The following is a 15,885-nucleotide window of genomic DNA, read 5'->3' as shown; positions in this document are numbered from 1 at the left end:
CGGCGAAACCGCCGGATCGGACGGTTTCACGAGCATTTAGGATCGTGAGATCGGGAACAGAAAGTATTTGTATCGGTTGTCGAAGGAACTTCGTATGAACTGTGAGAAGTGCGGCGCCGACGCGCCGGTCCGCCACTGCGACGTCGACGGGTTCGCCTACTACCTCTGCGTGACGTGTTCCGAGGAGTGGGACGCGGTCACGGAGCGGCCGGACACGCAGGCGCCCGCGGACGCCGCGGGACGGTCCGTGGTACAGTAGCCTGACGGCTCGGAACCGCGGCTACCCCTCGAACCCCCCTTCCCACCGGAACGTCCCAGTTGCACCTTTTTCCCGGGCTCGCTCCGCTCGCCCGGCAAAAATCTGCACCAAAAACCGCGGCTACCCCTCGAACCCCTCTTCCCATCGGAACGTCCCGTTCCGCTGGACGACCTCGCCGTCGACTTCCATCCGGGAGCGCTCGCTCACGTCGCTTATCATGTCGACGTGGACCGCGCTGTCGTTGCCCGACTCGCCCGCGGGGAGGCAGGCGTCGTAGGCGCGGCCGACCGCCAGGTGGACCGTGTCGCCCATCTTCTCGTCGAAGAGGATCGAGTCGGTGAACCGGTCGATCCCGCGGTTCATCCCGATCCCGAGCTCGCCGAGCCGCCGGGCGCCCGCGTCGGTGTCGAGCACGCTCGCGAGCGCGTCCTCGCCGGCGCCGGCCGCGAAGTCGACGACCTCGCCGCCCTCGAAGACGAGGCGCACGTCCCGGACCCGGGTCGCGTCGATCGTCATCGGCACGTCGAAGAACGCCTCGCCCTCGGTGTCGTACGGCGCGGTGAACACCTCGCCGGACGGGAGGTTGTGGGAGTCGTACGCCACGGAGGCGGCGGAGTTGACCGCGGTGCGACCCGCGATCGACATCGTCACGTCGGTATCGGGCGCGTCGTCGCGCTCGGTGACGAGCCGGACCTCCTCGCCCGCGTCGAGGATCGCTTTCATCTGTGCCATCTCGTCGGCGAGCGCCTCCCAGTCGCGGAGGACCGCGTCGTAGACGAACTCCCGGTACTCCTCGTAGGCCATCCCGGCCTGCTGCGCGAGGCTGCGGGTCGGGTGGACCGTCGACACCCAGTCGGTGTCCATCCGAGCCTCGCGGACGCCCTTCCGCGCTTTCGCGTACGCCTGTCGGGTTTCGGGGGAGACGTCCGCGGTCGCGGTAGTGTTGCGCCCGCCGCCGATCCGGAGGTAGGCGTCGGCGGCCTCGAAGATCGCGCGGTCGACGGCAGGATCGTCGTCGAAGTCGGGGGCGTCGCCACTGTCGTCGTCGCTGCCGCTTCCGTCGACTCCCGCCTCGGCGCCTTTTAAATAGGCTCGGGAGAGTTCGTCGGAGCCGTACAGCGTCGTGACGGTCGCCCCGCGCTCGCCGAGCGCCTCGGCGACGGCGACGCCGAGGTCGTGGGCGTCCTCGGCGACGCTGACGACGACGTCGTCTCCCGCCTCGACCCGCGCGCTCCAGTCGACGAGCACTTCGGCGTGCTCGCGTACGCGTTCGTCCATGGTCGCCGCGTCGTGTGGGAGCGGTAAATCGGTGCCGGGACGGTGATCGCCGTTCGGACGTGATCGGTCTCTGTTGATACGTGAGTGCGGGCCGTCACGGAACGGTTCGCGTGCTCATCGACGCGTCCGGTGAGAGGGGGTCCGAGGCCACCGAATGCGGCAGCGCTCTCAGAGCTCCTCGAAGCGCTCCACCCCCGCCCGTGCGACCGTCATGTCTTCGTCGACGCTGCCACCGGAGACGCCCACGCCGCCGACGACTGTTCCGTCGTCGACCTCTAGCGGGAACCCGCCACCGAAGGTGACGATTCGCCCGTCGTTCGTGTTCCCGATCCCGTACAGCGACTCGCCCGGCTGTGACGCCTCGTGGATCGCCTCGGTGTCCAACTTCAGCGACACCGAGGAGTACGCCTTGTTCTGGGCGATGTCGACGCTCCCGAGCAGCGCGCCGTCCATCCGGTGGAATCCCACAAGGTTCGCGCCGTCGTCCATCACCGCGATACACATCGGCACGTCGATCGCCGCGGCCTCCTCCTCCGCGGCCGCGATGACCTCCTTGGCGACGTCTAGTGTTACGTGAGTCATACTACGTGTGCTCCGTCTACCCGGTCCCGCGGTAGTATAATAAATTAACATGATAGATACGGGCACCCGCGAGCAGACGAGGAGGGGGAGCGGCGAGCGGGCGAACGGCAGGGAGGAAAGGTCGATGCGCCCGGCGTGAGCGGTTTATAAAACGCGCAGCACGAGAGCCCTTCGAACCGACTACTCCAGGTCGAGCAGCGCCGCGATCTCGTGGAGGTAGTCGTCGTAGATCCCGACGGCGGCCTCGATCGGGTCCGGCGAGGCCATGTCGATGCCCGCGAGCTCGACGACGGAAAGCGGGTAGTCGGAGCCGCCCGCTTTCAGCATCTCGCGGTAGTCGGCGGCGGCGGGCTCGCCCTCGTTGAGGACGCGCTCGACGATCGCGGCGGCCGCGGAGATGCCGGTCGCGTACTGGTAAACGTAGAAGTTGTAGTAGAAGTGCGGGATCCGCTCCCACTCGCGCTCGATGCCGCCGGTCAGCTCGGCGGGCGCGTAGTAGTCGCCCTTCAGGTCGCCGTAGATCTCGTCGAAGGCGTCGGGCGTGAGCGCGTCGCCGGCCTCCACGCGCTCGTGGATCCGCTGTTCGAACGTCGCGAACATCGTCTGCCGGAAGAGGGTCGAGCGGAAGCGCTCGAGGTACTCGTCGAGGACGTGCGTCCGCAGCTCGTCGTCCTCGACGGTGTCGAGCAGGTGGTGCGTGAGGAGGGTCTCGTTGACCGTGGAGGCGATCTCGGCGACGAAGATCTCGTAGCTCGCGTCGTGCCACGGCTGTGCGTCGCCCGCGAGCTCGGAGTGCATCGAGTGGCCGAGCTCGTGCGCCAGCGTGAACATCGAGGCGATGTCGTCCTGGTAGTTCATCATGATGTACGGCTGCGTGTCGTACGTGCCCGAGGAGAACGCGCCGGAGCGCTTCCCGCGGTTCTCGTACACGTCGACCCACCGGGAGTCGAGCCCCTCGGCCATCCGTTCCTGGTACGCCTCGCCGAGCGGCGCGACCGCCTCGATCACCCACTCGCGGGCCTGGTCGTACTCGACGTCCGGCCCCTGATCGCCCGTCAGCGACATGTAGAGGTCGTGACTCTCCAGCTGGTCGACGCCGAGCGCTTGCTCCTTCAGCTCGGCGTGCCGGTGGAGCACGTCGAGGTTGTCGTCGACCGTGTCGACGAGCGTGTCGTACACCTCGACCGGGACGTTCGAGCCGTCGAGCGCGGCCGCGCGGGCGCTGTCGTAGCCGCGGATGTCGGCGCTCGTCGCGTGCTCGCGGACGGCCTTCTCGAGGGAGGTGCCGACCGTGTTGCGCACGTCCGCCCACTGCTCGTAGAACGTCTCGTGGACGCGGCGGCGGAAGTCGCGGTCCGGGTTCGTCTGGAGCTTCGTGAAGTTCGACTGCGTGATCTCCACCTCCTCGCCGTCGGGGTCCTCGACGACGCCGTAGGTCATGTCGGCGTTCGTCAGCATCGAGTAGATCTCGCTCGGCGCGTCGGTGACCTCGGAGAGGTCGGCGAGCACCTCCTCGACCTCCGCCGAGCGCGTGTGTTCTTTCATCCGCAACACGTCGTCGAGGTAGTGCTCGTACGCCTCCAGCGCGGGCTCGCTCTCGAGGAACTCCGCGACTGCCGCCTCGGTGAGCGACTGCAGCTCGGGCTCGAGATACGAGAGCGCGCTCGACGCCTCGGAGCCCAACGAGGACGCCTTCGCCGACATCGCCTGGTACTCCTGGTTCCGTGTGTCCTCGGCGCTCCGCAGGCGGGCGTACGTCGTCACCTGCTGGAGCTCTCGGAAGATCTCCTCGCGGAGCTCGAGCAGCTCCAGCAGGGTCGCGGCGTCCTCGGTGACGCGTCCCTCGTAGTCGCGCAGCTCGTCGATCCGGTCGGAGACCGTCTCGTAGGCCGACTCCCACCCCTCGTCGTCCTCGTAGATGCTCTGGAGGTCCCACTTGTACGCCTCGTCGATCTCCGCTCGCTCGGGAACCGAACTCATACCGTTCGGTTCGCGCTCAGGGCACTAAGGCTTGTTAAAAGCGGAAGTTCGCGTGTCGATCGGGACCGACGAGGCGAGCGACCGTCTGATCCCCGCCGCTCGCACCGCCGGCAATTACGCCCCCGCCGCTCGCATCGCCGGCAATTACGCCCCCGCCGCCCACTCCGCGAGGTCGACGACGAGCACGATGGCGTCCTCCCCGTCTCGGTAGTAGTTCGAGACGCGGCGGACGGGCTCGAACCCCTCGTCCGCGTACAGCGACCGCGCGACCGCGTTGCTCTCGCGGACCTCCAAGCGCACGACCGCGACGCCGAGACCGCGGAGCCGCGCGAGCGCCGAGCGGAGCAGTCCCCGCCCGAGCCCTTCACCGCGCGCCTCCGGGTGGACCGCGAGGTCCTTGACATGGCCGATGTCGCGGCCGTGGTTCGGCGTGGCGTCCGCGACGACGTAGCCGACGACCCCGCCGTCGCGCTCGGCGACGAGGAACGCGGGCTCGTCGAGCAGCCGCTCGAAGGCGTCGTACGGCCACGGGTCCGAGAAGCACGCCCGCTCGATCCGCACCACCGCGAGCAGGTCCGCGCGCTCGACCCGGCGGATCGTGGCGTCGACCGGGGTCACGAATCGAATTGGCGGGCGGGATGAATAAACGCGACGGGACGCGAGCGCGGCCCCGTCCGCGTTCTTCCCCGACCGGATCTGTCGGCCTCAGCCGTCGATCCACGGCTCCGCCGCCGCGACCGCATCGGGGCCCGGCGCCTCAACGACGAAGCACGCGCCGTCCGGCTGCGGGACCGCAGGCGGGAGGGCGGGCACGTCCGCGTCCGGCCGGAGCCGGACCGTCCACCCGTGAGATTCGACGACCTCGCGGACGATGTCGAGGCCGTACCCGGTCCCGTCGGCGCTGGTGGTGAAGCCGGGGTCGAACGCTTCGTCGCGGTGCTCGGGGTCGATCCCCGGACCGTCGTCGGCGACGAGGAATCCCTCCGCGGTCGCGCTCACGACGACGGTGAGGTCGTCACCGCCGTCAGAGGTGTGGTCGACGCGGTCGTCGGAGTTCGTCCGGCCGCCAGTCGAGCCGTGCTCGACGCAGTTCCGGAACAGGTTCTCCAGCGCCTGTCGCAGGCGCCCGCGGTCGCCGCGGACCCGGGCGTGGGCGCCGACGACGAGCGTCGCGTCGTCGCTTCCGGCGGTCGCCCAGGCCTCGCGGACGGCCCCTTCGAGGTCGAACTCGGTCGGCTCGTCGATCCCCGACCCCTGCCGGGCGAGCGTCAGCAGCTCGGAGACGAGCTGATCGATTCTGTCGACCGCGCGCTCGCCGCGCTCCAGCGGCTCGGTGTCCCCCTGCAGCCGCGCCATCTCCATCGACCCGCGGATCACGGACAGCGGGTTCCGGAGGTCGTGCGAGACGATGCCAGCGAACCGGTCGAGCCGCTCGTTGCGGTCGGTGAGCCGTCGCTCGCGCGCCTTCCGCTCGCTCACGTCCCGAGAGTTGATGAGGAGCTGTCCGACCGCGGCGTCCGGCAGGGAGCGCGTCCGCGACTCCAGCCAGACCCAGTCGCCGTCGGCGGTGCGGTATCGGTACTCCATCGTCGGCGCCGCCTCGGGGTCGTCGAGGGCGTGGTAGAACCGCTCTGTCACGCGCTCGCGGTCGTCGGGGTGGACGTACCCGAGCGGCGACCGACCGACGGTCGATCCCTGCTCGTAGCCGAGCACCTCCTCGAGTGAGGGGCTCTCGTACCTGACCAGCCCGTCGTCGTCGACGACGGTGACTAGGTCGGTCCCGTACTCGAGGAACTGGCGGAACCGCTCCGGGAAGGCGCGGTCGACGTCGACGCGGCGCGCGGTGACGACGCGACCGCCGAACTCCGGGGCGAGCTCCTCGTCGACGACGGACTCGACCCAGACGAAGCCGCCGCTCGCGTGTCGGAGCCGGTGGGTGACGGTGCGGTCGGCCGCGACCGCGGAGAGCGCGTCGGAGACGGGGTCGCGGTCGTTCGGGTGGACGTGCTCGAGCAGGTTGTCGCCGAGCAGCGCCTCGCGCTCGACGCCGAGCACCGCGGACACCGACGGGCCCGCGAACAGCACCTCGCCGTCGACGGCGACGGCCGCGACGAACCGGTCCGAGCCGCGGTCGGCCGCGGTCGCCGGGGCCGCCGCGTCGAGATCGGGTCCGGCCGTCGGATCGGAGCTCGATCCCCCGTCGGCCGTCGAACGTCGCCGCTCGTCAGAGGGCTGGCCGTCGTCGTGAAGTGAGTCGTCCCGCGGGGCGGACGATCGATCGCTTGGACGGAGGGTCACGTTCGTTCTGCCGACGCTATGAACGCGTGTGTATAAACCCGCACCCCGAAGGTATCAGAACAGATAATTTGTGGGACTGCGGACCGATAGTAAGTCGTGGGCGACGGTCAGCGGGTTCGGACGGTAGACGGGGCTCAGTGACGTCGCCTCAGTTGGGACGGAATCAGAGGAGGCGGAGCGCGGTCAAGCGATCGTGACGCCCCGAGTCAGAAGCGTTAAACGCTCGCCGCGGATATTCGAGCGTGAGGGCGCGTAGCTCAGCGGACAGAGCACTTGGTTCCGGACCAAGATGCCGCGGGTTCAAATCCCGTCGCGCCCGCTTGATTTTCGAACGATCCAAATCCGACAGACGGCGGTAGGTCACTTATAAAGCAACTTTGGCTGTCGAATCTGATTTCGTTCGGATATCGAACGATTCCGTCTGAGGTCGGTGCCTTCTGGCGATTCGTGTACATCCAAACATGGGTAGAAAGCGGATAATTAATGGGTTAGTGGATGAGCTTGATCGAAGAGTTCCCCTACCTGCTGTTCGCCGCTAATCTCTGACTGTAACTTCTAAACCTGACTCGATAGCAAGATCAGAACGATTCAGATTCTAACCAATCTTGTATATAAACGTGTAATTGGATTTTGTACTGACTCCACCAAACTATCAAAAGCCAAACGAGAAGTTATATGCGCCAGCACAGGCGATGTATTAGTAACAACTTGGAGCATAGATGGAAATCGTAAGCACAATGGGTAGTGGCTCACTCGGACGAGAAATTGATTTAGAAGCTCTCGTATCCGAGCTGGAGAACTATCTTGGAGCGATTGTAGACGCGAACTTCCAGGGAGCTTCAATGGTCACTGTTCGGCTGGAAGAGAATGGCCCAGCCTACACTATCTATCGAACGGGCACGTTCCAGATTCGTGGAGCTGAGACCGAAGAGATGCTAACAGAGTCTTTCCGACGGTTTGAGGAGGTTCTTGATGAGATCTCGGTCAGTACCTCTGAAACTGAATTCAGGCAGGTAACCTCTGTATTCATGGAAGATCTCGGACGTGAAGTCAATTTGGAAGCGTTTGCCATCGTACTTGGGTTTGAACACACAGAGTACGAACCCGAGCAGTTTCCCGGTTTGATTTATCGGCCTACTCAATATGAGGTCACTTTATTGGTTTTCGCTAGTGGGAAAATCATCATTGGTGGCACAACAGATCGTGAACATGCTAAGTCTGCTATTCAGCATCTCCAGAACCAACTCACTGCTCTTGATAATGCCTGACTGTAGTGAACCAGTAGGCAAAATTGAAGGCCCCAACCACCGGTGATTGTTGTATGAGTATTAATGGCGACAACGGGAAATTCGAGAAAAGCCTCTGGCAATCTGCTGAGGGGCTTCGTGGGCCCGTTGAATCTGCTGAGTACAAGCACATCGTTCTCGGTCTCCTTTTTCAAAAATATATGTCGGACGCGTTCCAGCAACGCCGTGAGGAACTGCGGGAGCTGACGTACGACGAAGATTCGATGTATTACTGTGGCGACGACGACAAAGAGCGCCAGTTTATTTTAGAGGATAAGGACGCATATCACGGTGAGAATGTCTTCTACGTTCCGGAAAAGGCACGATGGGAGCACCTCATCGACAATGCAACTAACCCTGACATCGGCGCAAAGATTGATGATGCGATGCGGGCCATTGAGGATGAAAATCCCGATCGACTTGATGGAATGCTACCAAAGCGATATTCTCGGATCCCTCAGGATACGCTAGAGGGTCTTCTCAATAAGTTCGCTGAACTCGATCTCGGCAACGGAAAAGACACACAAGACGAGGATGTCTTCGGGCGCGTCTACGAATACTTTATTAAAGAATTTGCCCGCCAAGAAGGCCACCGTGGTGGAGAATTCTATACACCGAAACACGTAGTCGAACTTCTGGTTGAGATCTTGGAGCCTTTTGAGGGACGCATTTTTGATCCGTTCTGTGGCTCCGGCGGGATGTTTGTACAGAGCCACAAATTTCTAGAGCGAAAAGGTGGAGATGAAAACTTAGTGTCAATATATGGGCAGGAAGTTAACGACGCTACATGGCGCATCTGTAAGATGAATCTCTATCTTCGTGGTATTGATGGTAATATCCAACTTGGGGATAGTGTCCGGAACAATCAATTCCCCAATCTTCGTGCAGATAAGATCATCACGAATCCACCATTCAATATGAGTGAGTGGGGAAAATCGACGATCTCTGATTCTGATCCCCGTTTCAAATATGGGATTCCTCGTTCAAGCAATGCAAACTTTGCGTTCATTCAACATATGCTGTATCATCTTGATGAGGATGGTATGGCAGGGACGGTGATGGCAAATGGTTCAATGTCTGTTCAGGGTACTGATGGTGAAATACGAAAAGGGATAATTGAAGACGATCGGTTAGATGCAGTTATCGCACTTCCTAAGGAACTATTCTACACCACTGGTATCCCTGTCTGTATCTGGATCCTCTCAAAAGGAAAATCAACGGATGACTACCGTGACCGAAGCAATGAAACTCTCTTTGTAGATGCCCGTGATATGTATGAATCAGTTGATCAGTCCCAGAATCGGTTGACAGAGGACCATATACAAACTATCGCTAATACGATACGAGCATACAGAGGTGAAGAGGATGTGGGCAGTTATGAAGATACGACTGGTTTCTGCAAAAAAGTGACTACTGACGAAATAGCAGATAATGAATACATAGTGACACCAGGGAGATATGTAGGGTTGGAGTCGAATTATGGAGATGATGTGCCATATGAAGTGAAGATGGAAGAACTCTCTACGGAACTACGAGAGACATTCCGTCAATCAGAAGAGCTTCAACACACAATTAATGCGAAACTGGAGGAATTAGGATTTTGAATTCTCAGCAAGAGCTCTCAGAATATTCTAATGACCAAGACCGGTTTGAGAAAGTTCGATTAGGAGATGTTTGCCAAATAAACCCAGATTCGGTGAATGATGATGATTTCGAGTACACCGAAATCAAGTACCTAACGATTGGTAACGCAGGTACTGGTGTAATCTCAGAAATCGATGAGCATGAGATCTCTGAAGCACCAAGCCGTGCACAGCGATGGGTGAAACCAGGGGATACAGTCATATCCAGAGTTAGGCCTGGGAGAAAGCAGTATGTATACATGAAGGAACCTCCTGAAAATATGGTTGTCTCGTCAGGATTTGTGGTGATAAGGCCAAATAATCCAAAGACCCTCTTACCTCGATATGTATACTACGCAACAACTTCACCAGGATTCATTGATTACTTAGAAGTAAATGCAACAGGCAGTGCGTACCCGTCTACTAATATTTCTGAGGTTCGGAAAGCAGAAATTCCAGTCCCACCCACAGAGGTACAGTCAGAGATTGTAGAGACTCTCGGTGCTGTTGACGATAAGATCGAAAATAATAGACAAATGAATAACCAACTTGGTGAATTTTCTCAGTTGGTATTCAGAAATTGGTTCATTAATTTTGGGCCGTTTACTGACTCGGAGCTAGTCCATCACGATAACCTAGGTATGGACATACCGTCTGATTGGGATGTCATAGAAATGTCTGAGATTGCGAAGGTCGTTGATTGCCTCCATTCGAAAAAACCAGATAGACAAGAAGATGGAAATTTCTATATTGAGGTAAATGACATCGGAGAAAACGGAGAACTGTTCCTCAACGACAAATATCTGATTTCAGAGGAAGATTATAATCAGTGGACAAAGCGAATCACCGCAAAACCAGGAGATGTTATTATTTCTAAAGATGGACGGGTTGGCGCTGTTGCTCAGGTTCCACGAGGAGTAGAGGGTGCAATTGGAAGAAATATTGTTTGTATCAGACCAGATTCTGACAGATTGTCTCCACCATTTTTACGGGAGTATATGCTGTCCCCTCTGATGAGACAAGAAATTGGTGAGAAAACTCTTTCAAGATCCATATTCGAAACGCTCCACGTCAGCGAAATAGAGGACTTGCGTGTATTACTTCCTCCAAAAGATGTACGAGAAGAGTTTGACAGAATTGTCGATCCAATTCATAAGCTGATTGAGTCAAATATCAAGGAGATCATGGACCTCCGCGAACTGCGAGACCACCTGCATCCTCAACTCATTTCCGGAAACACAGAGCTTACTTCTGAGCAATAGTTATGCTTGAAGAACAGAAACTAATTCGTACTAATGGGTCTTGACGAACTTGAACTGGCCGAAAAGCCAGCAATTGCTATTTTTCAAGAGCTCGGTTACAACTATTTGTCAGCGTCTGATCTAGACTCTGAACGACAGACAACCTCTGAAGTCGTACTCCGAGATCGACTTAAGAATAGCATCGAGCGAATAAACCCAGATTTGCCCCAGATGGCTTTGGAGGACGCAGTTCGTCAAATTATGTCTACCCAATCGCCCAACCTTCTAGAAGATAATGAACTGCTTCATAAACAGTTAGTAGACGGAATACAAGTAGAATTTGAGAAAGGAGGAGAGCAAATTGGACGATTCGTTCAGGCCATAGACTTCAAGAACCCAAATAACAATGACTGGCTTGTTACGACTCAGTTCACAGTTCAAGTGGGCGAAAATCCTCGTCGGAAGCCAGACATGGTCATTTTTGTCAATGGACTTCCTCTCGGCATTTTAGAGTTCAAAAATCCCACCGATCCTAAAGCTACTCTAGAGAACGCATACGAGCAGGTCAACAGCCGATACCGAGACGATATTTCGCCGCTCCTTCGGTTTAACGAAGTTATCGGACTGATGGATATGAATGAGGCCCGGATAGGGTGCCTGGATGCAGGCTGGCAGTGGTACCGTCCTTGGCGATACATTGAAAAAGAAGGTGATGAGCGAGATGACCTGCCCGAACAAGAGGTTCTGCTCCGAGGGGTATTCAAAAAAGAACGACTCTTGGACCTTATTGAGAACTTCATAATCTCCAGCGAGAAGGATGGCCAGCCAGTAAAGATGCTGGCGGGGTACCACCAGTTCTATGGCGTCCGAGAAGCCGTCAAGAGCGCGAAGGAAACTCAAGGAGACGACCTGGGCCGCATCGGTGTCTACTGGCATACACAGGGCTCTGGAAAGTCACTGTCGATGGTCTATTTCGTGCGGAAGATCCGTCGAAGTAGCCACTTCGGCAACCCGACCTTCGTGGTTGTGACGGACCGGAACGAGTTGGATGAGCAGATCACGCACACGTTTAGCGATGCGGGGTACAACGTGAGTTGGGCTGATACTATCCCTGACCTGCGCGACAAACTGGATCGCCAGGCTGGCGGTCTGATCTTCACCACAATACAGAAGTTCCAGACTCAAGACGACGAACGCCAACACCCAGTTGTCAACGAGCGTGAGGATGTGATCGTGATGGCAGACGAGGCCCATCGATCACAGACAAAAGAGTTGGGAGAGAATCTTCGGGATGCCCTCCCTAATGCCTCCTTCATCGGCTTCACTGCCACTCCGATCCACGATGGCGACAACGCAACCCGAGCGACATTTGGTGAATACGTCAGCCAGTACACTATCGACCGCTCTGAAGAAGACGGCTCAACTGTCCCGATTTATTACGAATCCCGGTTCGCAAAACTCCAGCTCAATAAAGAGGCGATCAGCGAATCAGTACGAGAGTTGCTTGACTCAGGTGACGAGGAACTTGAGAATCAACTCGTTGAGAAGTGGACTACCCTTCGTCGGATCATCGAAACCGCCGATGACCGTCTCGAAAAAATAGCAGGCGATATAGTTGACCACTACAACGACCGTGAAATCGAGGGGAAGGCTATGGTCGTATCCATTAGTCGTAAAGCTGCAGTAAAGTACAAGCGTTACATCGAGCAGCAGCCGGATTCACCCGAAGTTGGCGTAGTCATCTCAGAGCCCGAAGAATACATCGACGATCCACCGAACGAAGGGGAACTCAAACACCGGTTCAAAGATCCAGACGATCCGCTCAAAATCATCGTTGTCTGCGATAAGTGGACGACTGGCTTCGATTGCCCACCGCTACATACCCTCTACATCGATCGGCCGATGAAGAACCACAACCTGCTTCAGACGATCGGGAGAGTGAACCGGGTTTACAAGGACAAGCCAGGAGGGCTCGTGGTTGATTACATCGGTATTGCCGAGGACTTACGCAAAGCACTGGACAAGTACACGTCCGACATTCAGGAGATGGCGATGGTCGATGTCGAAACTGCCGTTGAGGTTATGCAACAGAAGCATCACAAGGTCTCTCGATACCTCTCACGGGTAGATTACGAGGGTTGGCAGGAACTCAGCGAGCTCGAACTGTCTCGCCTCATCCATCGTGCTGAGAGCGAGGTTATTGCTACCGAAGAGAAGCAAGAAGAGTTCATGCAAGCTGTCGCAGAACTCAAAAAGGCCTTTGCGTTGGTAACGCCTCATAACGCAGCTAGCGATATCCGGTCTGACGTACTATTCTTCGAGGCAGTGCGGGATAGTCTCCGGTCTTTGGAGAGTGAAGGCTCTACTGGAGACGATGAGTTAGACTCGGCGATGAAGAAGTTGATCGCGGAGGGAGTTACTGCTGACGACGTGGTGTCCGTTGCGGGGTTCGAGAAATGGAAGTCAGAAGAACCGATCGTTAGTGAGGAGTTCCTCTCCGACGTTGAGCGTGTTGAACAACCGGAGTTACAGGTGAAGATGCTTGAGAAGTTGCTCCGGAGCGAGATTTCAACTCGGAAGCAGCAGAATCTAGCAAAGTACGAGTCATTCGAGGAGGAACTGGAGGAGACACTCAACGAGTACAACAATCAGTTCTTAACGACAGATGAAGTGATCGAGGAGCTGCGGAATTACGCGGACGAGCTTCAACAAGAGGACCGGCGGAAAGAACGGTTAGGGCTCTCAGCAGAGGAGTTAGCGTTCTACGATGCGATAGCGACAAATACAGAGACAGAAATCGACGAGGAACTGCTTCAGGACATCGCTCAAGAAGTCTGTGAGACGCTGAGGGAGAACGTAAATATCGATTGGACGAATCGAAAGGCGATGCGGTCTAAACTAAAGACAAGAGTGAAAGGACTTCTCCGCAGAAATGGACTATCGCATAGCGACTACGAACCTCTTATCGAGCCTATAGTACATCAAGCAGAGGCCCTTTATGGAGATGTCGCAGCCGACGCTCAGTCATAATACTGATTCGCCCCTGTGCCGCAGTTGGTTGTTAGATTTTCTCTGTTACGAGGTAAGCTACCTTGACCAGCAATAACGTTAGAACGGATCAGAGGTCATCTGTCGTTTCAGCACCTCTCAGGTTACCCAACGTTGTATACAGCAATCCCTGCATTCGTGAGGAAACATCACCGACTGGAATAGGTGTTTCAAGCTGGTAGACATCAGAGAAGGTAATCACCTTCTTTGAATCCGCGATTTCCGTCGGATCACGGTCGATATCTCGCTCTGAGATGAACTGGTTCTTACTGACGATGTCATCAACGACACCGATTATTTGTAATTGCTGGTGAGGGCGAGTCAGGTAGATACAGAAGTACTCAGGTTTTGATGCTATATTGATGAACCCCCAAGCCTTGTGGTCCCGAATGAAAGGAACACCCCTAGCGAGGTCGCTCGCATACACCCCAACCTGAGTTGAATCTTCGCCTCCGAAGGTATTCACGTCCCTAATAGTGAATATAGCGCCTCCAGTCGATTCATCCACTACGATATCATCTACCAACTCTATATGTTCGTGCTCACCAGCAACTGCTTCAGAGCGATTTACAGGAGATTTTTCCGGAGAATGGGGTTTCCCATCTGCAACGTCGATTATTTTTTGAATGAACTGCTTGATGCTGTCTCTGCTAGCATTAAGTTCCGCATACACACCATCAACTACCTCTTCACCGTCTGCCATTGGTTCTCCATCTCGATCCGTCGGTTTGGTATTGAGGATGTTTCGTGTTGGGCCAGCAGCGATTGGGAGGTCGTCAATAGTGAGTAGTCCTCGCCCAAACAACACCTGAATTGCCCCCCGAAAGTGATCTCTGGCACTCACTCCCTCGCTCAGACAGACTTCACCATCCTCGAATCTCACGTCTGTATTCTGCTCCACTACTTCGTACGGGTCATCTTCACCGCCGTTGCCACCAATTTGAGACATTTCAGCCAACTCCTCGCTCACTGATTCAAGGAATTCGATGACATGGCGTTTCGCTGGCTGCTCAGTGATACCCCCAGTAGATTCAGTAAGAACTGCTCTGTTGAATCCGATGACGGCACGGGGATCGCGATCTCTGAAAGCGCGATTATCTCGCTCTTCGCCGCCAAGGAGTTGGATCGATCCACCTAGAGATCTCGATCTTCTCCCTCTCTATCAAGAGTCCATCTCTACAGTCTCTCGGTAGCGGTCCTGAACCAAATACAGAGTGACACGATCCCGACGCCTTCTGCGGATTCAACAGAGCAGAAAATTCATTTCTGAGGCCGTGTAGATGAATTAGTTGGGCTCTGTTGGAATCCTGTTCTTTGGTGGGTTCTTATATCAAACTGCCAGTTACGGGGGCAGTCATTATGCCCATGCTGCACGAAAAATTCGATGAATCTGCAGAATTTCTCTTCAGAAAAATATTATTCGTTTTTAGTTCAGTGTAAATATGTATATGAAGATCATCTCAGTCGCAATATCTCGATCATAGTCTTCAAACATCAGGCTCCAATACAATGGCTGGACTTTTGTTTATAGGATATCATTTGATATAAGAGATGTACTTTGAGGAATATCGAACCCGGCGCAACCGATTTCTTGCGATTAACGTCCTTGCCATTATAGTTGGATTATTAATAATTTCTATTGTGTCAATATATTATCCACAACAGTCATCCACTGGATTCTCAATAGGATTACCAATAGTTGTGGCTGGTGCCGTTCGAATGTTTGACTATAAACTATTCAAATTGGGTGAGCAGAAAGAACTTGTAGATGATCTAGTCCAAGATTGGGGAATCTTAGATATCCAGGATGGTAGGGGAAGAGCTGAAAGGGAGCAGTATGAGGACCTGATGCTCAGGTGTGATAACAAGTTACACATCCAAGCAATATCGTTATCTCGGTTTCAGAACGATCTAGGCGATGAACTTGACCGCCTAGGTCAGCAAGATATCGAAATTCGTCTTCTATTGTTAGACCCCGAATCACAAATTTGTGACTGGTATGGTGAAGCAGATACAGAAAGGGGAGATCTCAAAGCCACCATCAGGAACTCCACTAGAAGATTTTTGGAGCGTGATATCGATTCGCTTGATATCCGATATTACGAGGGACTACCAACGAATTACTTTAGAGTTGACTCCAAAGCCTTTGTCGGACCGTACTTCATAGGCGAACCAAGTAGAACGACTCTGACTTTCTTAGGGAGAACAGATGGAGAATTAGTAAGCAGTTACACTAAGAACTTTGAATCACTATGGGAAGATAGCCGAGTACCAGACCTCACTCAGTAATT

The 15,885-nt window shown here is 56.2% G+C and carries 12 protein-coding genes and 1 tRNA gene; 7 read left to right on the top strand and 6 right to left on the bottom strand.

Going from position 1 to position 15,885, the window contains the following annotated elements; genetic code table 11:
• The first annotated feature begins 94 nt into the window (after positions 1–94).
• Positions 95–259 (top strand): hypothetical protein, encoded by a 165-nt coding sequence (locus B4V06_RS04945; RefSeq protein ID WP_158606066.1) that lies wholly within the window; start codon positions 95–97, stop codon positions 257–259.
• Positions 260–379: 120 nt separating this feature from the next.
• Here B4V06_RS04945 and B4V06_RS04940 read toward each other — a convergent pair whose 3' ends face one another.
• The 5 genes from B4V06_RS04940 to B4V06_RS04920 form a co-directional block, all read right to left on the bottom strand.
• Positions 380–1,537 carry an aminopeptidase gene (locus B4V06_RS04940; protein ID WP_498167927.1) on the bottom strand — a complete coding sequence of 386 codons (1,158 nt, stop codon included), beginning with the start codon at positions 1,535–1,537 and terminating at the stop codon, positions 380–382.
• Between the two features lie 168 nt (positions 1,538–1,705).
• Positions 1,706–2,119, bottom strand: coding sequence for a GlcG/HbpS family heme-binding protein (locus tag B4V06_RS04935; RefSeq protein WP_498167924.1), 414 nt, complete (start codon positions 2,117–2,119; stop codon positions 1,706–1,708).
• A 180-nt stretch (positions 2,120–2,299) separates the two neighbouring features.
• Positions 2,300–4,099, bottom strand: a complete 1,800-nt coding sequence (gene pepF / locus B4V06_RS04930; RefSeq protein ID WP_498167921.1) for an oligoendopeptidase F — start codon at positions 4,097–4,099, stop codon at positions 2,300–2,302.
• A gap of 144 nt (positions 4,100–4,243) precedes the next feature.
• On the bottom strand, positions 4,244–4,717 hold the full coding sequence (rimI, locus tag B4V06_RS04925; protein WP_498167918.1) for a ribosomal protein S18-alanine N-acetyltransferase: 474 nt from the start codon (positions 4,715–4,717) through the stop codon (positions 4,244–4,246).
• Positions 4,718–4,804: 87 nt separating this feature from the next.
• Positions 4,805–6,397, bottom strand: coding sequence for a PAS domain-containing protein (locus B4V06_RS04920; protein ID WP_498167915.1), 1,593 nt, complete (start codon positions 6,395–6,397; stop codon positions 4,805–4,807).
• Positions 6,398–6,643: 246 nt separating this feature from the next.
• On the opposite strand from B4V06_RS04920, the gene B4V06_RS04915 reads away from it, so the two are divergent.
• The 5 genes from B4V06_RS04915 to B4V06_RS04895 all read left to right on the top strand — a co-directional run bounded on the left by B4V06_RS04915 (position 6,644) and on the right by B4V06_RS04895 (position 13,576).
• Positions 6,644–6,716, top strand: a tRNA-Arg gene (locus tag B4V06_RS04915).
• Positions 6,717–7,116: 400 nt separating this feature from the next.
• Positions 7,117–7,665: a TATA-box-binding protein gene (locus B4V06_RS04910; protein WP_498167912.1), complete on the top strand. Its 549-nt coding sequence runs from the start codon at positions 7,117–7,119 to the stop codon at positions 7,663–7,665.
• A gap of 53 nt (positions 7,666–7,718) precedes the next feature.
• Positions 7,719–9,287, top strand: a complete 1,569-nt coding sequence (locus tag B4V06_RS04905) for a type I restriction-modification system subunit M (protein WP_498167909.1) — start codon at positions 7,719–7,721, stop codon at positions 9,285–9,287.
• Positions 9,284–10,567 (top strand): restriction endonuclease subunit S, encoded by a 1,284-nt coding sequence (locus tag B4V06_RS04900; RefSeq protein ID WP_498167906.1) that lies wholly within the window; start codon positions 9,284–9,286, stop codon positions 10,565–10,567. Before B4V06_RS04905 ends, B4V06_RS04900 begins: the two co-directional genes overlap by 4 nt.
• A gap of 33 nt (positions 10,568–10,600) precedes the next feature.
• Positions 10,601–13,576 carry a type I restriction endonuclease subunit R gene (locus tag B4V06_RS04895; protein ID WP_498167903.1) on the top strand — a complete coding sequence of 992 codons (2,976 nt, stop codon included), beginning with the start codon at positions 10,601–10,603 and terminating at the stop codon, positions 13,574–13,576.
• Between the two features lie 88 nt (positions 13,577–13,664).
• On the opposite strand, the gene B4V06_RS04890 is transcribed toward B4V06_RS04895, so the two are convergent.
• Positions 13,665–14,564: a DUF8743 domain-containing protein gene (locus B4V06_RS04890; RefSeq protein ID WP_498167900.1), complete on the bottom strand. Its 900-nt coding sequence runs from the start codon at positions 14,562–14,564 to the stop codon at positions 13,665–13,667.
• A 581-nt stretch (positions 14,565–15,145) separates the two neighbouring features.
• On the opposite strand from B4V06_RS04890, the gene B4V06_RS04885 reads away from it, so the two are divergent.
• The gene (locus B4V06_RS04885; RefSeq protein WP_498167897.1) at positions 15,146–15,883 is read left to right on the top strand and encodes a hypothetical protein; all 738 of its coding nucleotides are present in this window, start codon (positions 15,146–15,148) and stop codon (positions 15,881–15,883) included.
• The last annotated feature ends 2 nt before the right edge of the window (positions 15,884–15,885 follow it).

The sequence above is a fragment of the Halorubrum sp. B53 genome, assembly GCF_059752395.1.
Note: the sequence above shows the minus strand (reverse complement) of the source record. Positions and strands in the feature narration are given on the sequence as shown.

Bases quoted from the DNA above. Each gene is read 5' to 3' on its own strand.
- B4V06_RS04940 (WP_498167927.1), bottom strand. From the start codon at position 1,537: ATGGACGAACGCGTACGCGAGCACGCCGAAGTGCTCGTCGACTGGAGC.
- B4V06_RS04935 (WP_498167924.1), bottom strand. From the start codon at position 2,119: ATGACTCACGTAACACTAGACGTCGCCAAGGAGGTCATCGCGGCCGCG.
- pepF (WP_498167921.1), bottom strand. From the start codon at position 4,099: ATGAGTTCGGTTCCCGAGCGAGCGGAGATCGACGAGGCGTACAAGTGG.
- B4V06_RS04910 (WP_498167912.1), top strand. From the start codon at position 7,117: ATGGAAATCGTAAGCACAATGGGTAGTGGCTCACTCGGACGAGAAATT.
- B4V06_RS04945 (WP_158606066.1), top strand. From the start codon at position 95: ATGAACTGTGAGAAGTGCGGCGCCGACGCGCCGGTCCGCCACTGCGAC.
- B4V06_RS04895 (WP_498167903.1), top strand. From the start codon at position 10,601: ATGGGTCTTGACGAACTTGAACTGGCCGAAAAGCCAGCAATTGCTATT.
- B4V06_RS04885 (WP_498167897.1), top strand. From the start codon at position 15,146: ATGTACTTTGAGGAATATCGAACCCGGCGCAACCGATTTCTTGCGATT.
- B4V06_RS04905 (WP_498167909.1), top strand. From the start codon at position 7,719: ATGAGTATTAATGGCGACAACGGGAAATTCGAGAAAAGCCTCTGGCAA.